We start from the raw sequence: 20203 nt of genomic DNA, 5'->3' as shown, positions 1-20203 counted from the left end.
GGCCAGTACTTGAAAGTTCAGTTGAAATTCTCAAACACAGGCTAGGAGAACACCATGGCAGGCAGCATCCGCAGGCACTGGAAGCGCTGGCTGATCGCGGGCGTGGCGGTCGTCGCCGTACTGGGCATCGGAGGCCCGTACGTCTACATCAACTACATCGCGGACGAGCCACCGGCCGCGCTCTCGCTCGACAGTCCGCCACCGAGGTCGGAGGCGTCCCCCGACGGATCCTCCGGGTCCGGAGAGCAGGCGAGGGACGGCGTCGAGGGCGCATGGCGGGTGAGCAGCGGCTCACAGGCCGGTTACCGCGTCGACGAGGTCCTGTTCGGCCAGAACGTCACCGCCGTGGGCCGTACCGAAGAGGTCACCGGAGACCTGGAGATCGAGGGCACCCGCGCCACCAGCGGCACCATCACCGTCGACCTGGCCTCGGTGGCGAGCGACTCCGACGAGCGTGACGCCCAGTTCCGCGGCCGGATCATGAACACCGAGCAGTTCCCGGACGCCACCTTCGAGCTCACCGAACCCGCCGACTTCGGCTCGGCCCCGGACGTCGGCGAACAGGTCACCGCCGAGGCCACGGGCGAACTGACCATCCACGGCGAGACCAACCCCGTCACCTTCGAGCTCACTGCCCAGCGCACCGCCGAAGGCTTCCGCACCAACGGCTCCATCCCCGTCACCTTCGCCGACTACGGCATCGACGCACCGAACTTCGGCGGGATCACCGTCGAGGACGAGGGAACCGTCGAGTTCCTCCTCGCCTTCACCTCCGCCTGATCCCTTCCCTGACACCCCTTCGCCTTCACCCGCACAGCATTGGAGAACACCGTCATGCGCAGCACCCACCTGTCCCGCAAGGCCGTCGCCACCCTGGTCGCCGCCGCGACCGTCGGAGCCGTGGCCGGCTTCACGCCCGCCGCCACCGCCTCCGCGCCCTCACACGGCGGGGCCACCACCGACGCCTGGCACACCAGCCCCGTCACGCAGGAGCGCAACAAGCGCGTCGCCGTCCACGTACTCAAGCGGCTCTTCGAGCACGGCGACCTGTCGGCCGCCGACCGCTACATCCGCCCCGACTACATCCAGCACAACCCCAACGCGGCCGACGGCACCGAGGCGCTCAAGGACTTCGTCCGCTTCGAGACCGCGCGCTACCCGGACCTGACGTACAACGTCAAGCGGGTCCTCGCCCAGGGCAACATGGTCATCGTCCACGGCAACGTGATCAACGAGCCCGGCACCCGCGGCGTAGCCCTGGTCGACATGTTCCGCTTCGACCCGAAGAGCGGCATGATCGCCGAGCACTGGGACATCCTGCAGGACGTGCCGGCGACCACCGTCAACGGCAACGACATGTTCGGCACGGTCAGCCACCCGCGTACGAACCAGCCGGGCCCGCGCTGGTTGACGCCGTTCAGCCAGAAGGTGGCGACCAAGTACTTCGACACACTCCTCGTCGACAAGAACCCCGACGCGGTCCGGTACCTGGCTCCGGAGTACTACCAGCACAATCCCACCATCCCCAACGGCTCGGCCGGCCTGCGCGAGCAGTTCACCAGCTTCTTCCAGCAGTTCCCGAACCTGATCGTGGAACGCAAGCGCGTCATCGCCGAAGGCGACATGGTGGCCATCCACGCCCACTACCGCCTCAACCCCGAGGACCGCGGCCAGTCCGTCGTGGACATCTTCCGCGTCGGCAAGAACGGCAAGGTCGTCGAGCACTGGGACGTACTCCAGGACGTGCCGGCGACCTCCGCCAACGACAACACCATGTTCTGAAACGCTCTTTGAGCCGATCCCGTCGCGAGGGCTTGCTTTCGGTATCAACCATGCGCCAAGGTGACCGCTGTACGGACGATAGTCCGTACAGCGGTCACGGTCGGAAACGAATCAAGGAGGATTCCATGGCCTTCGTGACGGAGGACAACCTCACCGACCTCGCGGTGAAACGGTGGACCACCGCTCACTCGTCCCGGCTCGCCGAGCTGATGACAGCGCTGGTGCGGCATCTCCATGCGTACGCCCGCGAGGTCCAGCTGACGGAGGAGGAATGGGCGACGGCCGTCGAATGGCTCACGGCGACAGGCCGGATCAGTGACGACAAGCGCCAGGAGTTCATCCTCGCCTCCGACGTCCTCGGCCTGAGCACGCTCGTCGTCCAGCTCAACCACCACTTCTCGGCGGACGCCACTCCGGCGACGGTGCTCGGCCCGTTCCACATCGCCGGCTCGCCGACGGCGGACTTCGGCGCCGACATGTCCGACGGCGTCGCGGGCACCCCGCTGTTCGTCACCGGCCGCGTACTGGACCTCGACGGCACGCCACTGCCGGACGTCGTCCTGGACGTGTGGCAGGCCGACGCCGACGGTACGTACGAGGCGCAGATCCCGGAGATCGACGAGGCGCGGCTGCGCGCGAAGTACCGGACGCGGGCGGACGGCACGTACTGCGTACGCACCATCGCACCACGCGGCTATGCGATTCCGATGGACGGGCCGGTCGGTGACCTGATCGGCAGGACGGACATCAGCTACTACCGTCCCGCACACATCCACTTCCTGATCGACCACCCCGGCTACGAGAAGCTCATCACCCACCTGTTCCGGCAGGGCTCCGAATTCCTCGACACCGACGTCGTGTTCGGCACGAAGGACGAGCTGATCGTGCGCTTCACGGAGGAGCCGGCCGGGGCCTCCCCCGACGGCGGCACGATCGAAGAGCCCTATCTGCGCGCCGAGTTCGACTTCGTGCTCCAGCCCCGGCCCGCGGACGAGGCACGGCTGTGAACCTGGGGCTGCTCCTGCTGCGGCTGCTGCTCGCCGCGCTGCTGTTCGGCCACGGCAGCCAGAAGCTTTTCGGCTGGTTCGGCGGCGCCGGGCGCACAGGGACCGCCGCCGTCTTCGAGCAGTGGGGCTTCGTTCCCGGCCGACGGATGGTGCTCGTCGCCGGTGCGGCCGAACTCGCCGGAGCCGCCTCGGTCGCGGCCGGTCTGCTGACGCCCGGCGGCTGCGCCGTCCTGGTCGGCACCATGGCGGTCGCCGCGGCGGCGACCGCGCCGAACGGCTTCTGGGCCCAGAAGGGCGGCTGCGAGGTGCCCTTCCTGTACGGCGCCGTGGCCGCGGTCCTCGCCTTCACCGGCCCCGGTGCCTGGTCGCTCGACCACACCCTCGGACTGAACCGACTGGGCGGCGCCGTATGGGGATTCGCGGCACTGGCCCTCGGCCTGGCCGCCGCGGCCGTACCACTGGCCGCCCGCGCCCGGGTCCTGCACGCCCGGACCACACAGACCACCACCATCAACGACGAGGTGACGCCATGACCACCGAAGAGCCACGTCCCGAGGACTTCGCCTCCGGACGCCCTGTCCTGTTCCGCGACGCGACCGTACTGTCCATGGATCCCGCGATCGGCCTGCTCGACCGGGGCGACGTACTGGTCCGCGGCGAGCGGATCGAACAGGTGGGGCCGGACCTCCAGGCACCGGACGACGCGGTGGTGGTGGACTGCGCCGGCGGCATCCTCATGCCCGGCATGGTCGACACCCACCGGCACATGTGGCAGACGGCGTTGCGAGGCCTCGGGGCGGACTGGACCCTGTCGCAGTACTTCGTCTTCTACTACCTCAGCTGGGGCAAGATCTTCCGCCCCGAGGACATCCTCGCGGGCAACCTGCTGTCGGGCATCGAGGCGCTCGACGCGGGTGTGACCACCACGGTGGACTGGTCGCACGGGCTGCAGACGCCCGAGCACGGGGACGCGGCCGTCGAAGCGCTGCGCTCGGTGCCGGGCCGTTTCACACTGGCCTACGGCAACCTGCTCGGAGCGCCCTGGGAGTGGACCAACTCCCCCGAGTTCCGGGCCTTCGTCGACCGTCACTTCAGCTCGCACGACGACATGCTCGGCCTGCAACTCGCCTTCGACGTGACCGGTGACGAGGCGTTCCCCGAGAAGGCGGCGTTCGAAGCGGCGCGTGAACTCGGCCTCCCGGTCACCACCCACGCGGGCGTCTGGGGCGCCACCAACGACAATGGCATCCGGCTGATGTGGGACCACGGGTTCATGACGCCCGACGTCACCTACGTGCACTCGGCGACGCTCAGCGAGGACTCGTACCACCGGATCGCCGCCTCGGGCGGCACGGTCTCGGTGTCGGCGGAGAGCGAGCACAACGCGGGCCAGGGCTACCCGCCCACCTGGCGGCTGCGACGCCACGGCATCCCCGTGTCGCTGTCCATGGACACCAGTGTGTGGTTCAGCGCCGACCTGTTCTCGGCGATGCGCGCCACGCTCTCGGCCGACCGCACGCGCGAGCACATGGCGGCCCACGCGGCCGGGGAGACGGTGGTGCACCACCGGCTGCGGGCGCGGGACGTCGTGGAGTGGGCCACGATCGGCGGCGCCGGCGTGCTCGGACTCAGCGACAGCATCGGCTCGCTGACCCCGGGCAAGAAGGCGGACCTCGTCCTGCTCAAGAACGACCGGGACCCGGCGATGTACCCGGTCCTGCACCCCTACGGACACGTCGTCTACCAGGCCACCCGCGCCGACGTGCACACCGTGCTCGTCAACGGAACCGTCGTGAAGTACGCCCACGACCTGGTCGGCGCGGACCTGGAGCGGGCCCGCACCGCCGTCGCCGCGACCGTCGAGTACGCGCGGTCGACGATGGGCGAGGACGCGTGGCGGGAGGCCGTGGAGCCGGAGATCCCGGGGTCCGAGCTGATCCCGAACCCGTACCTCTACAGCGAGTACCGCGGCGAGGGCGTCGCCGTACGGCAGGAAGAGGCGTAGCCCGTGAGCGACGGTTCAGGCGGTCCACGCGGACCGCTCGACGGGCTGCTGGTGGCGGACTTCTCGCGCATCCTGGCAGGTCCGTACGCGACCATGCTGCTGGCCGATCTCGGAGCCGACGTGGTGAAGGTCGAGGGTCCCGGAGGCGACGACACACGGACGTGGATGCCGCCGGTACGCGACGGTGTGTCCACCTACTACCTCGGGATCAACCGCGGCAAGCGGTCGATCGCGCTCGACTTCCGCGACGAGGACGACGCGCGAGTGGCCAGGGAACTCGCGCGGCGCGCGGACGTGGTGATCGAGAACTTCAAACCGGGCGGGCTCGCCAGGTACGGCCTCGACCACGCCTCGGTGAGCGCCGTGAACCCGGGCGTGGTGTACGCGTCGATCAGCGGTTTCGGAGCCGGGCCGGGCCGCCATGTCCCCGGCTACGACCTGATGGTGCAGGCGATCTCCGGGCTGATGAGCCTCACCGGTGACCCGGACGGGCCGCCGTACCGGGCGGGAATCTCGGTGTTCGACGTGATGGCGGGCAATCACGCCGCCATCGGGATCCTCGCCGCGCTGCGCCACCGCGACGCCACCGGCCAGGGCCAGCTCGTCGAGGTGAACCTGCTGTCGTCGGCGCTGACCGGGCTGGTCAACCACAGTTCCTCGTACGTCGCCGGGGGCACCGTTCCCTACCGGATGGGCAACGCGCACCCGAGCGTCTTCCCGTACGAGCCCTTGCCGACGGCCGATCAGGACCTGATCGTCACGGCCGCCAACGACGGACAGTTCCGCAAGCTGTGCGAGGTGCTCGGCATCCCCGAGACCGCCGACGACCCCCGCTTCCGGCACAACGCCGACCGCACCGAGCGCCGCGAGGAACTCCGCCCGCTCCTGGTCGAGCGGCTGCGGACGAAGACGGCTCTGGAGTGGTTCGACCTGCTCGTCGACGCGGGTGTCCCCTGCGGGCCGATCAACACCATCGACGGCGGGTTCGCCATGGCGGAACGCTTCGGGCTCGACCCGGTGGTGGAAGTCGGCGAAGGAGACCGGGCCGTACCCACCACCCGGCACCCGATCCGCTTCTCGGAGACCCCCGCCACCTACCGGCTGCCCCCGCCCGAGCTGGACGAACATGGGGCCGAACTGCGCAAGTGGCTGGAGGACAACGATGGTTGAGAAACCGAAGAAACCGGAGGAGCCCGAGTACCCGACCGCCCTCGGTGCGTCCTCCCTCGACAGCATCACCCTGCTCGGGCAGAACCTCGCGGAAGACGTGATGGGCGAGGTGGGCTTCGGCGAGCTGGCGTTCTGGCTCGCCACGCAGCGCCGCCCCACCCCCGGCGAGACCCGGGTCTTCGAGGCCGTACTCGCCGCCCTCGCCGACCACGGCTTCACACCGACCGCGATCACGACCCGGCTGACGTACCTGTCAGCGCCCGACTCGATCCAGGGCGCCCTCGCCGCCGGGCTCCTGGGCGGCGGCTCGCGCTTCCTCGGCGTGACCGAGGACTGCGGGCGGTTCCTGCACGAGGCCCTGTCCACACGGGAGGGTGGCCGCCCGACCGACGAGGCCGGCTGGGACGAACTCGCCCTCGCCGCCGTACGGTCCGCGCGCGAGGACCGCAGGATGATCCCCGGCCTCGGACACCACGTCCACAAGCAGGGCGACCCCCGCACTTCGCGGCTGTTCCAACTCGCAGCCGAGGAAGGGCAGTTCGGCCCGCATCTGGCACTGTTCGCGGCCATCGGCCGGGTCCACCCCCAGGTGCTGGGCAGGACACTGCCGCTCAACGGCGCCGGAGTCTGCGGAGCCGCGCTCGCCGACCTCGGCCTGCCGCTGGAACTGCTCCGCGCCTTCGCCCTCCTCGCCCGCACGGCCGGACTCATCGGCCAGCTCGCCGAGGAGATGCGCAACCCCGTCGCGAACGACATCTTCCTGTCGGTGGACCTCAACAACCGGCCCGTCCCGCCAAGGCCCCACGACGACGGCCCCCGCACTGCGGGGGCCGCGTGACTTCTTCGGGGCCTCGTCCGGTCAGGCGGCCTGCCCTCCCTGCGCCCGGACGGCCAGGTCCGACCAGTCCGCCCAGGTCTTGAGCCGATCGGCGTAGACCTGCGGGAGCATCTGGTTGCCCTGGGTACCGAAGAAGACCCGCAGCGGCGGGTTGTCGGAGTCGACGACTTCCAGCAGTGCCTCACCGGCAGCGACGGGGTCGCCGAAGTCCAGGCTCTGCACGAACGCGGCAAGTTGTTCACGGGTGGGGTCGTAGACGGGGTTGGTGTCGGCCTGCACGGCGGACGAGCCGCCCCAGTCGGTGGCGTACCCGCCGGGCTCGACCAGCGTCACCTTGATACCGAGACCGGAGACTTCCTGGGCCAGCGACTCGGTCAGCCCCTCCAGGGCCCACTTGGAGGCGTGGTAGCCGCCGAGCAGGGGCCAGGCGGCCACACCGCCGGTGGAGGAGATCTGCACGATGTGGCCGGAGCCCTGCTCGCGCAGGCGGGGCAGCGCCGCCTGGGTGACCCACAGCGCACCGAAGAGGTTGGTCTCCAACTGGTCGCGCAGTTGCTGCTCGGGCAGTTCCTCCACGGCGCCGAACAGGCCGTAGCCCGCGTTGTTGACGATCACGTCGAGGCGGCCGAAGTGTTCCCCGGCCCGCTCGACGCTCGCGAAGACCGCGGCCTTGTCGGTCACGTCCAGCTCCAGCGGCAGGACCGCGTCGCCGTGGGCCGTGACGAGGTCCGTCAGCGTGCCGGCGTCGCGCGCCGTGGCGGCGACCTTGTCACCGCGGGACAGCGCGGCCTCGACGAAGCGGCGGCCGAAGCCGCGGGAGGCGCCGGTGACGAACCAGACCTTGCTCATGGTGTTCTCCAACTTTCTGTACGACATCTTCTGTACGACCGTGTTCGGTCAGTGGGGGAAGGTGAGTGGGGGACGGTCAGTCCTGGAACGCGGTGGCCAGCGGAGCCACCTCGTCCAGGAAGCTGCGTACGGTGTCGGCGTCGGCCGGAGGCGCGTACAGCAGCGCGCGGTTCACGCCGATCTCCCGTAGCTCCGTCAGGTGCGCGGCGTCAGGCTCGGCGCCGAAGACGGTCACCGGCACGTCGTCGGCGCGTCCGGCCACACGGCCCGCCGCGCGCAACTTGGCGATTCGCTCGGCCAGTTCGGGCACGGGCATGCCGGCGTGCGGCATCCATGCGTCGCCGAAGTCCAGCACCCGCCTCGCCACCAGCGGACCGGAACCGCCCACCAGCACCGGCGGTCCGGACGGCCGGTGGGGCTTGGGCCAGGACGACAGGGGTCCGAACCGCACGTGCTCGCCGTGGAATTCGGCGACGTCCTTCTCCCAGATCTCACGCATCGCCTTCACCCGCTCGGCCATGACGCTCCAGCGGCGCGCGGGGTCGGTGCCGTGGTTGGCGATCTCCTCGCTGATCCATCCGGCGCCCACCCCGAACAGCACGCGTCCGCCCGACAGGGCGTCCAGGGTGGCCACGGCCTTGGCGGTGACGATCGGATCGCGCTGGGGCAGCAGGCAGATGCCGGTGCCCACCAGCAGAGAGCGAGTGGCGGCAGCGGCGTAGGTGAGCGCGACGAACAGGTCGTGGGTGCGCGAGAAGTGCGCGGGCAGCTCTCCCACCTCCGCGCGGCTGCTCTCGGTGGCGGGCATGTGGGTGTGTTCGGGAAGGAACAGCGACCCGAAGCCGCGTTCCTCGACCGCACGCGCCAGTTCGTCGGGGCGGATGGCGAAATCCGCGGGGAACATGGCGATGCCTAGTTTCATGGCTTCCGTCCTACGTGGCGGCCGACGGCGGCGCGCCGTTGTCGGGCCTTCGTTCACCATCGACCCTAGGCAGGGCGACCGAGAGCATCCATGACAGAGAAGCTCAGATTTTTGCCTCAGGCTCTCACCCTCCGATCCTCTGCATCATTTCCGGCTCTTGTCCGGCGCTAGGGTGTGCGGCATGGACGTACTCGCCGACGTACTGGCTTCCACCGGCTTCAAGGGCGTTCTGCTGGCACAGCTGCGTTCTTCCGGCGCCGGCTGGGGCTGCGCCGTGGACCAGCTCGACACCGCGGGCTTCCACCTCATCGCCGAGGGCGCCTGCTGGTTGCGGACCGACGGGGCGCCACCGGTGCAGCTGGTGTCCGGGGACGTGGTGCTGCTGCCGCGCGGCACACGGCACCAGCTCGTCGGGGCGCCCGGCCAGGACGCCCTCCCCTACGCGGAGTTGGAGGCCGCTCACCCACCGGGCCGCGCGGGTGTGGTCGACCTCGGCGGGAACGGGCCCGTCGTGCGGGTGGTGTGCGGCAAGTTCCACTACGCGGGCAGCACAGGTGGACATCCGGTCCTGTCGGCGCTGCCCGAGGTCATCCACGTCCCCGGCATGAGCGCCGACCCGCACCTGCAGGGCATCATCCGGATCCTCGCCGCCGAGACGGCGCATGGACAGCCAGGATCGCGCGCCGTGGCCACCCGCCTGACCGAGGTGATGTTCGTGCTGGCGGTCCGCGCCTGGATCGAGCGGGCCGACACCGCCGACGAGCAGGGTCCGTCGTGGCTGACGGCCCTGCGCGACCCGCGCATCGGAACCGCCTTGTCGCTGATGCACGAAGAGCCGCACCGCGACTGGACGGTGGAAGGGCTGGCCCACACCGTCGCGATGTCCCGTCCGGCGTTCGCCCGCCAGTTCAAGACGGTGGTCGGCCGCACCCCACTGGCCTACCTCTCCCGCGTACGGATCGACCTGGCCGCCCGACTGCTGCGCGACACCGACGATCCGGTCGGCGATATCGCCCAAGCCGTCGGATACGGCTCCGAGTTCGCCTTCTCCCGGGCCTTCTCCCGAGAACACGGCATCGCGCCCGGCCGCTACCGCCGTACGGCCTCGGCCCACTCGTGACGAAGCGGCCAAGGGCGTCCGCTCAGACGGACTTGCGTATCGGGAAGGCCGCCCGGACTTCCCAGCCGTAGCCGACCCGGGGCCCGGCCCACAGCGTGCCGCCCAGGGCGGTGACGCGTTCCGTCAAGCCGACGAGGCCGAAGCCGCCGCCGCGCGCGGCGGCCGGGAGTTGGGTGCCGCCGCGGCCGTCGTCCGCCACCGCGACCATCAGGCGGTGGTCCTCGCACCACAGGCCGACGCTGATCTCCGTAGCGTCGGCCGCGTGGCGTCGTATGTTCGTCAGGGCCTCCTGGACGACCCGGAAGGCGGCCGCCTGCACCTCGTGCGGGAGGTCGTCGCGGACGGACGGGTCCCGATCGAGCGTGACCTTCTGGACCGGGCTCGCGAACCCCTCGATCAGGCCGGAGATGCCCGCGAGATCGCCCACGGGCCGGTGGTCGGCCGCCTCCGGCCCGGGCTCGCGCAGCACGCCCACCGTGCGGCGCATGGATGCCAGGGCCTCGGTGGCGGCGCGTTCGATACCGGCGAGGACCGGGTCGAGGTCGTCGGTCCGGGAGGTCGCCATCATGCGCGCCACCTGCGTCTGCACGAGGATCCCGGTGACATGGTGGGCGACGAAGTCGTGCAGGTCGGCGGCGATGGCCACGCGCTCGTCACGGCGGGTCTCGGCCACCGCGACCGTCCGCCGGAAGTCCAGCGAGCGCAGGTAGCCCGCGAGTCCGCCGACCAGGCCGATCAGGAGCAGGCCGACCACCAGGAATCCCAGTGTTTCGTCGTCACTCAGCGACCGGTAAAAGCCCACGGGCAGGGCGAGCCCGGCGACCGCGTCGAGCGTGCCGCACACCACGGCCCAGCGTCGCGGGCAGTGCCGTACGGCGATGAACAGCAGGCACAGCATGATCGTGATCTCGCCGGGGCCGAAAGCGCGCTGCTCGCCGGTCAGCGAGATCCCGACCGTGAAGGCCAGGGAAACGACGGCGGGCACCGTGGCGCGGACCTGCGGGGTGAGCCACGCGGGCCGCATGCCGGCCGGCCACAGCAGGGCGACAAGGCCGACAGCGAGCACGGCCGCGGTCGGCCGCACGTCGTGCCCCTCGGAACCCACCGCGGCGAAGTCGAGGACACACACCCCGAGCAGCGCGCCGAAGCCGAAGCCGCGGGCGCAGCCCTGGGCAGAAACGGATTTCATGCGCTCACCGTAGGGCGAGGCCGCAGGTCCCGGGGATCGGCCGAACGGCCGAGGGGCCCGGCCGTGGGGCGTGGCATTGTGGCCGTTCGGCCGATGCGGGCGCCCGGGCCCGCGGACGAGGGTTGAGCCGCTGCCTTCCCTCGGACAGCAGGACTTCAGGAGTACGTACGTGATGCAGCGCAGCAGGTTCCTCGTCGGCGCCGTCGGTGGTGCCATCGCCGTGGTCGCTCTGGGCGGTGTCGGCACCTATCTGCTCTCCGGGACCGAGTCGAACACCATCCTGGATGAATACAGCACGGTGACGGTGGACGGTCAGAAGGCTCTGTCGGCGAACATCGTCGCGACCCGCACCCAGAGCAAGTACAACCCGCTGCCCTGGATCGGGGAGAAGATCACCGGCGTGACCTGTCCGACAGGGCTGAGGGCGGTGACCGGGACCACCCTCACCTGCACCGGCAAGGACAGCGACGGCAAGGCCATCGACATCCCCGTGACCGTGGTCAAGGCATCGGACCGCTCCGTCACCTGGAAGTTCGAGCGCTGAGACGGAGTTCCGTCGCCGGATCAGCGGGCGTCGATGACCATGAGTGCGGTGTGGAGCGAGGTGCGTGACTCGGCGGATTCGAGGGAGACGCCCAGGATGCGTTCGACGGTCCGCAGGCGGCTGTGGAGGGTGGGGCGGCTCAGGCCGGTGACGCGTCCGCGTCCTGGTCATCGCAGAAGGCGGCCGTCTTCGCCCAAGGGGGCGCTCCTCCCGGCCCCCCAGGCGAGCAGCGCGAAGCCAAGAGCGAAGCCGAGCATCGTCCATACACCGCGGGGCCAGAAGATGTGGCTGTCGACGAAGGACCAGCCGGCCGCGAGGAGCACCAGCGTGCCGGGGAGGATTCGGGCGCCGTTCCTGGGGAGCAGCGCGACCGCCGTGGCCACGATGGCTGCGATGAGGGCGTAGGCACCGGCCTGTCCGAGTGCCTCGCCCGTGTCGTAGAGCGGGCGTTTCACCGGCCCGAGAGCCGCGGTCTCGGCGACGTGCTCGACCGCGGTTCCGGCCCCGATGCCGGCGACGGCGTCGAGACCGGTGTAGAAGGCCGCGTAGACGAAGGCACCCACCCAGGCCACCACTGTGGCAACGCCCGCGAGGTCGAGCCGGGGCCGATGCCACAGCGGGACCAGGAGGCCAACTGTGAGCAGGGGAAAGACCGGCAGCAGTGCGACGTGCAAGTGCGTCCAGTCCGCGGCCGTCGACCTGGAGAGCCCATGTGGATGCGCGATGCCCGCGACAGCGAGCACGAGAGGGGCGGCGGTGACGAGGGCGGTGCTTCGGATGGTTGACATGCCTGCGAACGTAGGCGCGTTACGTCACCCGACAAGGACGCGTAAGGGACTCGTAAGACACTTCGTGCCTACTCGGCCGCCGACTGGACAGGCCCCGCCGTACGCGATGTCGACGACGATCTCACCGAGCCCCATGAGGTCGTAGATGGTGGTGAGGAATTTTTCCATGTCGTGATTCCCTCTGTGTGAAGAGAGGTCCTTGTCTCCTGAGAGGCGTCCCGTCCTCTCGCGGAGCGCCGCGAGTTCATCGGCCCGGCACTGGGTAGAGGGCGGTCTCCTGGTCGTGAGACCGCCCCCTCGACCTGCGTGGAGGCGTTAGTTGTCCGCGGTGGGTCAGCGGCTGGTGAAGACCGTGTCGTGCCAGGACTTGTGCTGTTCGCCGGTGTTCTCCGACATGACGTGTTTGACGTTGGTGTACTCGTCGAAGGAGTACGCCGACATGTCCTTGCCGAAGCCGGAGGCCTTGTAGCCGCCGTGCGGCATCTCGCTGATGATCGGGATGTGGTCGTTGATCCAGACGCAGCCCGCCTGGATCTCGCGGCCGGCGCGTCCGGCGCGGAAGACGTTGGTGGTCCAGGCGGATGCGGCAAGGCCGTACGGGGTGTCGTTGGCCAGGCGGATGGCTTCGTCGTCGCTGTCGAAGGGCAGGCAGACGAGGACCGGGCCGAAGATCTCCTGCTGGACGATGGCGGAGTCCTGCGCCGCGTCGGTGATGAGGGTGGGCTCGTAGTAGGCGCCCCGGCCCAGTGGCCCGTCGGGAATCCGTCCGCCGCGCACGATCGTGGCTCCGGCCTCGCGGGCGGCCTCCACCATGGCGGCGACCTTGTCGCGCTGTCGTAGGGAGATCAGCGACCCCATGTCGGTGGCCGGGTCGTCGACCGGGCCCAGCCGTACGCCGTCCATCAGCTCGGCGACGCGGGCCACGAAGGCCTCGTACAGGGGGCGTTGGACGTACGCGCGGGTGGCGGCCGTGCAGTCCTGGCCGGCGTTGATGAGGGCTCCGGCCACGGCACCGCGGGCGGCGGCCTCCAGGTCGGCGTCGTCGAAGACGACGAAGGGGGCCTTGCCGCCGAGTTCGAGGTGGACGCGCTTCACCAAACCGGCTGCCTGCGCGGCGACTTGGCGGCCGACCCCGGTGGAGCCGGTGAAGGAGACCATGGCGATGCCGGGGTGGGTGACCAGGGCCTGACCGGCGACGGGGCCGCTGCCGGTGACGATGTTGATCACACCGTCGGGGATGCCGGCCTCCTGCGCCGCCTCGGCGAACATCACCGAGGTGAGCGGGGTGAGTTCGGAGGGCTTGAGCAGCACGGTGTTGCCTGCGGCGACGGCGGGCAGCACCTTCCAGGCGGCCATCTGGAGGGGGTAGTTCCAGGGAGCGATGGAGCCGATCACGCCGATGGGTTCGCGGCGGATGGTGGAGGTGTGGTCGCCGGAGTACTCCGCCGAGGCGCGGCCTTCCAGGTTGCGGGCGGCACCGGCGAAGAACCGGACGTTGTCGATGCTGCCGGGGATGTCGAATCCGCTGCTCAGCCTGATCGGTTTGCCGCCGATACGGCTCTCGGTGCGGGCGAACTCATCGGCGCGGGCCTGGAGTTGGTCCGCCCAGCGCAGCATGGCCTCGGAGCGTTCGGCGGGGGTGGTGCGCGACCACTCGGCGAACGCGGCGCGGGCGGCGGCGACCGCCTCGTCGACGTCCTCCGGTCCGGCCAGGATGTCGGTGGCCAGGACCTCGCCGGTGGCAGGGTTGGTCACCTCGTACCGCTCGCCGGACGTGCCGGAGCGGCGCTTGCCCGCGATGAACTGCTGTCCGCTGGTCTCCATCAGTCACTTCTCCGATTGGTCTCGGGGCTGGAGCTCTGCTCGCCTCACAGGTCGCCGAGCGTATAGCCGTGCGGGAAGGGATCGGTCTCGTCCAGGACGTACTGGCTGTACGCGGTGATCCAGCCGCGTCCCCTGATCGTCGGCAGCACGGCTTCGTACGGGCCGATGTGGGCGGTGTCCAGGAGCGTGCCCATGAAGGTCGTGCCGATGATCGACTCGTGCACGAACGGTGTGTTCAGGGCGAGTTCGCCGCGGGCGTGCAGGGCGGCCATGCGGGCGCTGGTGCCGGTGCCGCACGGGGAGCGGTCCAGTGTGCCGGTCCAGGTCGTCGGGTCGGCCAGGTCCACCTCGCCGTTCGGCAGGACGACCGTGTTGCGGCCGGAGACGTCCGGCGTCGGAGAAGGGCCGTGGATCATCACCAGGGAGACCTGGTTGATGCCCGGATTGAGTGGATGGCTGACCGGCACCTGCTGCTGGGCGGCGGCCCGCAGTACCGCTCCGGCGCGGGTGAGCTGTTTGGCGGCGGAGGGCTCAACACGGATGCCGAGGTCCGCGGCGCGCGCCTGCACGAAGAACTGCCCGCCGAAGACGATGTCGACCGGCACCGACCCGTACTCGGGCAGCTCCAGGACGTGGTCGAGGGCGACCGCGAAAGCGGGCACGTTGGCGAAGGTGACCCGGGTGGCCCGGCCCCCTTCGACGTCGGCACGGACCCGGACGAGACCGACCGCCGTGTCCACGGTGAGTTCGGTGACGGGCTCGGTGACCGGGACCGCGCCCGTCTCCACGAGGGCGGTGACGGCGCAGATCAGGTTGGAGCCGGACATGGGGCGGAAGCCGCCCTGTTCCAGCACGACCAGGCCGAAGTCAGCGGACGGGTCGGCCGGGGGCAGGACCAGGGCACCGCACAGGGCCGGGTAGCCGCGCGGCTCGCGCAGCAGGAGCTGGCGCAGCTCGTCGAGCTCCTTCTCGCAGTGCTGCAGCCGTTCGGCCATGGTGGCGCCCCGGACGTGCAGATGGCTGCCGATCAGCACGCGTCCCGGTTCGCCCTCGGCGTGGACGTCGATCGCGTGGATACGGCGATGCTGCGTGACCATCACGCGGCCACGGGGTCGGCGGCGGTCTCGACACCGGCGGCGGCCAGCAGGGCGCGGAACTCCTCGCGGAACTCCGGGGCCAGCGGCAGGACGGGCCTGCGGGTGGGTCCGGCGCTCACGCCGACGAGGTCGAGGCCGGTCTTGATGCCGCAGGCGTAGTTGTGGGACTCCAGGAACCGGCAGATCGGGAAGATCTTGGCCCACAGCTCGCGCGCAGCGTGCAGGTCGCCGCGGACGGCGAGGGCGTCGTACAGGTCGGCGCACAGCCGGGGGATCACGCTCGCCGTGCCCCACACTCCGGCCTTCGCGCCGCTCGCGAGGGCGGCGAAGGTGAGGGTGTCCCAGCCGTTGAGGGTGGTGATGTCCTGCGCGTGCTGCTGCTGGACGGTGGAGAGCCAGGTGAAGTCGCCGCCGGTGTCCTTGTAGGAGGTCACCGCGGTCTCGCGGGCCAGCTTGGCCAGTTGCTCGGGGGTGAGGTGCACTCCGGATGCGGAGGGGATGTTGTAGTACATGATCGGGATGTCGATCGCCTCCGAGACCGCGCCGAAGTAGGCGAGGAGTTCCTCGTAGGACGGGGCGTCGTAGAACGGCGGCACGATCATGACGGCCGTCGCGCCGGCCTTCTGGGCGTGGACGCTCAGCTCCACGGTCTCGGCCGTGCTCAACGCGCCGGTTCCGGCGATGACCGGGACTCGTCCTGCGGCCGCTTCGACGTACAGCTCGGTGACCTGCTTGCGTTCGCCGAGGGTCAGCGTCGTGAACTCGCCGGTGCTGCCGCCGGGGACGAGGCCGTGGATACCACCGCCGATGATGTGGTCGGCCTGGCGCTGGACGCCCGCCGCGTCTACGGCGGAGCCGTCCGCGGTCAGGGGGGTGACGACGGCAGCGAGGATGCCGGTGAACTGCGGGGCGCTCATGTGCGGTCTCCTGGAGTGAGAGGGGAAGGGGAGGGTGAGGATCACCGGCGGGTGAAGCGGCGCGGGGAGACCGCCTCGGCGACGGCGGGGAGGCGCTGCCGGGTGATGGCCTCGGTGATGATCTCGGCGGTCGCAGGGGCCAGGGTGAGGCCGAGCATGCCGTGGCCCGAGGCGACGTAGACGTTGGGCAGCGGGTGGAGCCGCCCGATGACGGGCAGTCCGTCCGGGGTCATGGGCCGCAGGCCCGCCCAGGGGGCGGCCTCTCCGGGCGGGTTGCCCCAGTCGGTGAAGGCGTCGGCGGCGGCCTTCTTGATGGCGGCGACGCGCCGGAGGTTGATGTTCTCCTCCAGGCCGCCGAACTCCATCGTCCCGGCCAGGCGCAGGAATCCGCCCAGCGGGGTCACCGCGACACGGGCGTCCTCCAGGGTGAGGGAGGTGCGCAGCTTCACGGGAGCCGGGGAGTAGTCGACGCTGTACCCCTTGCCGGGGCGGATGGGCAGCGGGGCGCCCAGTTCGCGGGTCATGCGGCCGGTCCACACGCCGGCGGCCAGGAGCAGGGTGTCGCCGGTGAACTCGCCCTTGTCGGTCAGTACGCCGGTGACGGTGTTGTCCCGGCGCTCCCGGCGCAGGAAGCGGCGTACCGGGGCGTGTTCGTGGATCTCCACGCCCAGCTCCTGGCAGCGCTTGAGCAGGCCGGCGGTGAGGGAGTCGGGCTCGACCTGCCGGTCGTCCGGGAAGTACAGGCCGTGGCGGGTACGGCTGTTCAGTGCCGGTTCGCGGGCCTGGACGGCATCCCCGTGCAGGTGCTCGGGGAGCATGCCGAACCGCTCGAAGACGTCGAGGGAGGCGCACTGCTCCTCGTACCGCTCCCGGGTCTCGAAGGCGAGCAGGACGCCGGCCTTGTGCATCTCGAAGTCGATGCCGTCCCGGGTCCAGTCGTCGAGGAGGTCCATCGTGCCCTCGGCCAGGCGCAGTTGGGTCTGAAGGCCGTTGCGGAAGTCCCGGACGGTGCAGTGCCGGGCCATGCTCAGCATGAACTTCACGAAGCCCGGGGCGAGCGAGGGCTTGACGCACAGCGGGCTGTCCGGCTTCAGCATCCACTTCAGGGACTGCAGGATGACTCCGGGGGCCGGTACCGGACCGCTCTCCGCCAGCGCGATCTTGGCCGCGTTGCCGTGCGTGGCGGCGGAACCCGCGCGCCGGGCGTCCAGCACCACCACTTCGCAGCCGCTCTTGGCCAAGCGGTAGGCACTTGCCAGGCCGACGGCTCCGGCGCCGACAACGATGATCCGCATGGAGTGGTGTACCTCTCCCGACCGAGAACTAGGACCGAAGATTGTCAAACAATCTGCGGTTGGAGGTGACGCTACGAGCGACGCCCGCCGCAGTCAACAAGTCACGGTGGACTTGTTGTAAATGCGAGAGGGCCCCCGCGCGTGCGGGGACCCCCGGGGCTGCGAAAACGGCCTCTACAAAGCGTAGACCGGCGCCGCAGCCCTGCTGCGCATCAGCCAGCCCGCACTCTCGCGCACCCCGGACCGGCCGGAGAGCCGGGTCGGCGTACGGCTGGTGGAACGCACCACCCGCCGCCCGGCCCTCACCGACGCCGACCGGCGGGCGGCGAGCCGGCCCAGGGCTACCCTCCCCCGCGCCGGTGGAGGACTCCTCGTCCCCGCCTCATCAGCCACCGACACCGCCTCGGCATCGGCATCGGCATCGGCATCGGCATCGGCATCGGCATCGGCATCGGCAAGGGTTCAGCAGTCGCGCCGCTCGGGTCCACGAGAATCGCCTCGGTCATGTCGCAGGTCGGCAGGTCCGACTACCGGTGCGCGAAGCAGTCGGTCACCGCTGCCATCAACGCGCGTGGCGACCGGCCCTCGGTCTGCCCGCGACCGGGGCAATGATGCGCGTTCCTCCACGCGCTGCCTCCATGGCCTCCGATCGATCGCCGCTCGACGAGATGCGATTGGTACGCCCTCGGCCCTTGACGCCGCAGCAGGCGCAGGGCAGATTGCCTGACAATCTGCACCCAGGTGGTGCGTCATGGGTGCTTTGCGAGTCGGACGAGTGAGAAGGAGCCCGACGATGGAATCGGTTCTCGTAGGAGTGGATCGGAGCGATGGTTCGCGCCGGGCCTTGGCCTTCGCTCTGAAAAGGGCACAGGTCAACCAGTGGGCGATCACGATCGCGCATGTGATCAATTGGTCCCGCTACTCGTTTCCCATCGGAGAGGACAACGAGGTGAGGCCCGTGCAGCGCCGGGCCGAGGTCGAGGCGGCGCGAGCCGAGATCGTCGAGCCTCTCGTCTCCTGGGCCGAAGCTGAGAACCTTCGTGGTGACGTCGAGATCACGGTGGAAATTCGCCATGGCAGGCCGTCCGAGGTGCTCGCCACCATCGCCGACGAGCGTGGTCACGACGTCATCGTCGTGGGCCGGAAGGGCGACTCGGATCTTCGCGTCGCCATCTTCGGCAGCACGGCGAACCGCTTGACTCAGCATGCGGCAGTGCCGGTGGTGGTGGTCCCATGACGACACAGTTCTCACTCGACTTCGCCGCGACGCCGACGATCTCGCTGGCCAACAGCGTCGACGACACTCTTGAGAAGTACTTCGGGCCGTTCGCCAACTGGCTGGCCGACGTCGTCTTCTACTCGGTGCCCATGTTCGGGACCGAGGTTCCGCTCATCGTGACGTGGCTCGTCATCTGCGGCATGTTCTTCACGATCTGGCTCAAGTTCCTCAACGTCCGAGGGATGAAGCACGCCGTGGACCTGGTGCGGGGCAAGTACACCCCAGCCGATGCCCAGGGCGAGGTCACCCACTTCCAGGCGCTGGCGACAGCGCTCTCGAGCACCGTAGGCCTGGGGAACATCGCCGGCGTGGCGGTGGCCATCACGATCGGAGGGCCTGGAGCGGCCTTCTGGATGGTGTTCGCCGGGTTCGTCGGCATGTCGACGAAGATGGCGGAGTGCATGCTCGCCGTGAAGTACCGCCATGTCCGCGAGGACGGCACCGTCTCCGGCGGGCCGATGTACTACCTCCGTGACGGACTGGCCGAGCTGGGTTTCGCGAAGATCGGCAAGTTCCTCGCCGTGGCGTGGGCCGTCTTCATGATGATCGCGGCCCTGGGAACCAACGCCTTCCAAGCCAACCAGGCCACCCAGCAGCTCGTCGGTGTGTCCGGGGACGGCTCCCTGGGCGCGTGGCTGGATTCCAACCGGTGGGCGGTCGGAGTCACCATGGCGGTGCTGGCCGCCGCCGTCATCATCGGCGGAATCAAGTCGATCGCCCGGGTCACCAGTGTGATGGTGCCCTTCATGGCAGTCCTCTACGTGCTCGCCTGCCTGACCGTCCTTCTGACCCACCTCGCGGACATACCGGGGGCGATCGGCGAGATCGTCACGGGCGCGTTCTCCCCGGAGGGTGTCGCCGGCGGTGCCATCGGGGCTCTCATCGTCGGATTCCAGCGGGCCACGTTCTCGAACTCCGCGGGAGTCGGTGACGCGCCGATCGCGCACTCGGTGGTCAAGACCAACCGCCCGCCGACGGAAGGCTTCGTGGCCTCCCTCGAACCGTTCGTCGACACCATCATCGTCTGCTCGATGACCGCGTTGACGATCGTCGTGACCGGAACCTGGAAGGGCTCCGACATCGGCGATGTCAGCGGGATCACTCTCACTTCGCGATCGTTCGAGTCCGTCGTCGGGTGGTTCCCCTACGTCCTCACCGTCGCGGTGCTGCTCTTCGCCTTCTCCACGATCCTCAGCAACTCGTACTACGGCATGAAGGGGTTCGGCTACCTCTTCGGGGACAGGGCCAAGCCAGAGATGGTGTACAAGGGCATCTTCCTGTGCTTCACCGTGATCGGCGCGGCGTCCGCGCTGGGGCCGGTCATCCTGTTCGCGGACTCGGTCTTCTTCCTCCTGGCCCTGGTCAACGTCATCGGGTTGTACTTCCTGGCCAAGGTGGTCCGCCGGGAGTTCACGACCTACTGGAACGATCTGCACTCGGGCGACATCCGGGAAGTCGGTGGGATCAGTGAGACCGGTGGGCGCGTGAGCGCGTCCGAAAGGTGAGCGACTGCCCTGCGGCCTCCTCTACTTCGTGATCGCCCACATGAACGTCTACGGCTTGTCAAGGAGGACGCC

At 69.7% G+C, this 20203-nt stretch carries 21 protein-coding genes; 12 read left to right on the top strand and 9 right to left on the bottom strand.

Annotated features, from left to right (window positions below):
• Positions 1-54 precede the first annotated feature (54 nt).
• The 7 genes from ACYVO6_RS24735 (at position 55) to ACYVO6_RS24705 (ending at position 6802) form a co-directional block, all read left to right on the top strand.
• Positions 55-780: a YceI family protein gene (locus ACYVO6_RS24735; protein ID WP_461064606.1), complete on the top strand. Its 726-nt coding sequence runs from the start codon at positions 55-57 to the stop codon at positions 778-780.
• Between the two features lie 54 nt (positions 781-834).
• On the top strand, positions 835-1782 hold the full coding sequence (locus ACYVO6_RS24730) for a nuclear transport factor 2 family protein (protein WP_461064604.1): 948 nt from the start codon (positions 835-837) through the stop codon (positions 1780-1782).
• Positions 1783-1907: 125 nt separating this feature from the next.
• A complete protein-coding gene (locus ACYVO6_RS24725) occupies positions 1908-2789 on the top strand; it encodes a dioxygenase family protein (RefSeq protein WP_461064602.1) in 882 nt (293 codons plus the stop codon).
• Positions 2786-3322: a DoxX family protein gene (locus ACYVO6_RS24720; RefSeq protein ID WP_461064600.1), complete on the top strand. Its 537-nt coding sequence runs from the start codon at positions 2786-2788 to the stop codon at positions 3320-3322. The genes ACYVO6_RS24725 and ACYVO6_RS24720 overlap by 4 nt, the downstream gene beginning before the upstream one ends.
• On the top strand, positions 3319-4794 hold the full coding sequence (locus ACYVO6_RS24715) for an amidohydrolase family protein (protein WP_461064598.1): 1476 nt from the start codon (positions 3319-3321) through the stop codon (positions 4792-4794). Before ACYVO6_RS24720 ends, ACYVO6_RS24715 begins: the two co-directional genes overlap by 4 nt.
• A 3-nt stretch (positions 4795-4797) precedes the next feature.
• The gene (locus tag ACYVO6_RS24710) at positions 4798-5964 is read left to right on the top strand and encodes a CaiB/BaiF CoA transferase family protein (protein WP_461064596.1); all 1167 of its coding nucleotides are present in this window, start codon (positions 4798-4800) and stop codon (positions 5962-5964) included.
• Positions 5957-6802 carry a citryl-CoA lyase gene (locus tag ACYVO6_RS24705; RefSeq protein WP_461064595.1) on the top strand — a complete coding sequence of 282 codons (846 nt, stop codon included), beginning with the start codon at positions 5957-5959 and terminating at the stop codon, positions 6800-6802. The genes ACYVO6_RS24710 and ACYVO6_RS24705 overlap by 8 nt, the downstream gene beginning before the upstream one ends.
• 21 nt (positions 6803-6823) lie before the next feature.
• Here ACYVO6_RS24705 and ACYVO6_RS24700 read toward each other — a convergent pair whose 3' ends face one another.
• Together ACYVO6_RS24700 and ACYVO6_RS24695 are read right to left on the bottom strand one after the other, a co-directional pair.
• Positions 6824-7651 carry an SDR family NAD(P)-dependent oxidoreductase gene (locus tag ACYVO6_RS24700; RefSeq protein WP_461064593.1) on the bottom strand — a complete coding sequence of 276 codons (828 nt, stop codon included), beginning with the start codon at positions 7649-7651 and terminating at the stop codon, positions 6824-6826.
• A 76-nt stretch (positions 7652-7727) separates the two neighbouring features.
• Positions 7728-8573, bottom strand: a complete 846-nt coding sequence (locus tag ACYVO6_RS24695) for an LLM class F420-dependent oxidoreductase (protein WP_461064591.1) — start codon at positions 8571-8573, stop codon at positions 7728-7730.
• Positions 8574-8754: 181 nt separating this feature from the next.
• On the opposite strand from ACYVO6_RS24695, the gene ACYVO6_RS24690 reads away from it, so the two are divergent.
• On the top strand, positions 8755-9693 hold the full coding sequence (locus tag ACYVO6_RS24690) for a cupin domain-containing protein (RefSeq protein ID WP_461064589.1): 939 nt from the start codon (positions 8755-8757) through the stop codon (positions 9691-9693).
• A 22-nt stretch (positions 9694-9715) separates the two neighbouring features.
• On the opposite strand, the gene ACYVO6_RS24685 is transcribed toward ACYVO6_RS24690, so the two are convergent.
• The gene (locus ACYVO6_RS24685) at positions 9716-10882 is read right to left on the bottom strand and encodes a sensor histidine kinase (RefSeq protein ID WP_461064587.1); all 1167 of its coding nucleotides are present in this window, start codon (positions 10880-10882) and stop codon (positions 9716-9718) included.
• Positions 10883-11054: 172 nt separating this feature from the next.
• On the opposite strand from ACYVO6_RS24685, the gene ACYVO6_RS24680 reads away from it, so the two are divergent.
• Positions 11055-11426: a DUF4333 domain-containing protein gene (locus ACYVO6_RS24680; RefSeq protein WP_461064585.1), complete on the top strand. Its 372-nt coding sequence runs from the start codon at positions 11055-11057 to the stop codon at positions 11424-11426.
• 20 nt (positions 11427-11446) lie between these two features.
• Here the strand turns inward: ACYVO6_RS24680 and ACYVO6_RS24675 are convergent, their stop codons facing one another.
• The 6 genes from ACYVO6_RS24675 to ACYVO6_RS24650 all read right to left on the bottom strand — a co-directional run bounded on the left by ACYVO6_RS24675 (position 11447) and on the right by ACYVO6_RS24650 (position 17347).
• Entirely contained in the window at positions 11447-11569 is a 123-nt protein-coding gene (locus tag ACYVO6_RS24675) for a helix-turn-helix domain-containing protein (RefSeq protein ID WP_461064882.1), read from the bottom strand.
• Positions 11570-11593: 24 nt separating this feature from the next.
• Positions 11594-12214: a hypothetical protein gene (locus tag ACYVO6_RS24670; protein WP_461064583.1), complete on the bottom strand. Its 621-nt coding sequence runs from the start codon at positions 12212-12214 to the stop codon at positions 11594-11596.
• Positions 12215-12547: 333 nt separating this feature from the next.
• On the bottom strand, positions 12548-14038 hold the full coding sequence (locus ACYVO6_RS24665; protein ID WP_461064581.1) for a gamma-aminobutyraldehyde dehydrogenase: 1491 nt from the start codon (positions 14036-14038) through the stop codon (positions 12548-12550).
• A 44-nt stretch (positions 14039-14082) separates the two neighbouring features.
• Positions 14083-15135: a proline racemase family protein gene (locus ACYVO6_RS24660; protein ID WP_461064880.1), complete on the bottom strand. Its 1053-nt coding sequence runs from the start codon at positions 15133-15135 to the stop codon at positions 14083-14085.
• Complete coding sequence (locus ACYVO6_RS24655) at positions 15135-16052, bottom strand: dihydrodipicolinate synthase family protein (RefSeq protein ID WP_461064579.1); 918 nt, start codon at positions 16050-16052, stop codon at positions 15135-15137. The genes ACYVO6_RS24660 and ACYVO6_RS24655 overlap by 1 nt, the downstream gene beginning before the upstream one ends.
• A gap of 41 nt (positions 16053-16093) precedes the next feature.
• Complete coding sequence (locus ACYVO6_RS24650; RefSeq protein WP_461064576.1) at positions 16094-17347, bottom strand: NAD(P)/FAD-dependent oxidoreductase; 1254 nt, start codon at positions 17345-17347, stop codon at positions 16094-16096.
• A 202-nt stretch (positions 17348-17549) separates the two neighbouring features.
• On the opposite strand from ACYVO6_RS24650, the gene ACYVO6_RS24645 reads away from it, so the two are divergent.
• From ACYVO6_RS24645 to ACYVO6_RS24635, 3 genes are all read left to right on the top strand, one after another.
• On the top strand, positions 17550-18074 hold the full coding sequence (locus tag ACYVO6_RS24645) for a helix-turn-helix domain-containing protein (RefSeq protein ID WP_461064878.1): 525 nt from the start codon (positions 17550-17552) through the stop codon (positions 18072-18074).
• A 66-nt stretch (positions 18075-18140) separates the two neighbouring features.
• Positions 18141-18584, top strand: coding sequence for a universal stress protein (locus ACYVO6_RS24640; RefSeq protein ID WP_461064574.1), 444 nt, complete (start codon positions 18141-18143; stop codon positions 18582-18584).
• Complete coding sequence (locus ACYVO6_RS24635; RefSeq protein WP_461064572.1) at positions 18581-20131, top strand: alanine/glycine:cation symporter family protein; 1551 nt, start codon at positions 18581-18583, stop codon at positions 20129-20131. Before ACYVO6_RS24640 ends, ACYVO6_RS24635 begins: the two co-directional genes overlap by 4 nt.
• The last annotated feature ends 72 nt before the right edge of the window (positions 20132-20203 follow it).

Source organism: Streptomyces pseudoechinosporeus (genome assembly GCF_054783935.1).
This window is presented reverse-complemented; position numbering and strand designations above follow the sequence as displayed.

What these genes read in the sequence shown, in the direction of transcription:
- ACYVO6_RS24705 (WP_461064595.1), top strand. Translation starts at nt 5,957, where the DNA reads ATGGTTGAGAAACCGAAGAAACCGGAGGAGCCCGAGTACCCGACCGCC.
- ACYVO6_RS24695 (WP_461064591.1), bottom strand. Translation starts at nt 8,573, where the DNA reads ATGAAACTAGGCATCGCCATGTTCCCCGCGGATTTCGCCATCCGCCCC.
- ACYVO6_RS24690 (WP_461064589.1), top strand. Translation starts at nt 8,755, where the DNA reads ATGGACGTACTCGCCGACGTACTGGCTTCCACCGGCTTCAAGGGCGTT.
- ACYVO6_RS24680 (WP_461064585.1), top strand. Translation starts at nt 11,055, where the DNA reads ATGCAGCGCAGCAGGTTCCTCGTCGGCGCCGTCGGTGGTGCCATCGCC.
- ACYVO6_RS24640 (WP_461064574.1), top strand. Translation starts at nt 18,141, where the DNA reads ATGGAATCGGTTCTCGTAGGAGTGGATCGGAGCGATGGTTCGCGCCGG.
- ACYVO6_RS24715 (WP_461064598.1), top strand. Translation starts at nt 3,319, where the DNA reads ATGACCACCGAAGAGCCACGTCCCGAGGACTTCGCCTCCGGACGCCCT.
- ACYVO6_RS24730 (WP_461064604.1), top strand. Translation starts at nt 835, where the DNA reads ATGCGCAGCACCCACCTGTCCCGCAAGGCCGTCGCCACCCTGGTCGCC.
- ACYVO6_RS24635 (WP_461064572.1), top strand. Translation starts at nt 18,581, where the DNA reads ATGACGACACAGTTCTCACTCGACTTCGCCGCGACGCCGACGATCTCG.
- ACYVO6_RS24670 (WP_461064583.1), bottom strand. Translation starts at nt 12,214, where the DNA reads ATGTCAACCATCCGAAGCACCGCCCTCGTCACCGCCGCCCCTCTCGTG.
- ACYVO6_RS24725 (WP_461064602.1), top strand. Translation starts at nt 1,908, where the DNA reads ATGGCCTTCGTGACGGAGGACAACCTCACCGACCTCGCGGTGAAACGG.
- ACYVO6_RS24655 (WP_461064579.1), bottom strand. Translation starts at nt 16,052, where the DNA reads ATGAGCGCCCCGCAGTTCACCGGCATCCTCGCTGCCGTCGTCACCCCC.
- ACYVO6_RS24685 (WP_461064587.1), bottom strand. Translation starts at nt 10,882, where the DNA reads ATGAAATCCGTTTCTGCCCAGGGCTGCGCCCGCGGCTTCGGCTTCGGC.
- ACYVO6_RS24700 (WP_461064593.1), bottom strand. Translation starts at nt 7,651, where the DNA reads ATGAGCAAGGTCTGGTTCGTCACCGGCGCCTCCCGCGGCTTCGGCCGC.
- ACYVO6_RS24650 (WP_461064576.1), bottom strand. Translation starts at nt 17,347, where the DNA reads ATGCGGATCATCGTTGTCGGCGCCGGAGCCGTCGGCCTGGCAAGTGCC.
- ACYVO6_RS24735 (WP_461064606.1), top strand. Translation starts at nt 55, where the DNA reads ATGGCAGGCAGCATCCGCAGGCACTGGAAGCGCTGGCTGATCGCGGGC.
- ACYVO6_RS24660 (WP_461064880.1), bottom strand. Translation starts at nt 15,135, where the DNA reads ATGGTCACGCAGCATCGCCGTATCCACGCGATCGACGTCCACGCCGAG.
- ACYVO6_RS24665 (WP_461064581.1), bottom strand. Translation starts at nt 14,038, where the DNA reads ATGGAGACCAGCGGACAGCAGTTCATCGCGGGCAAGCGCCGCTCCGGC.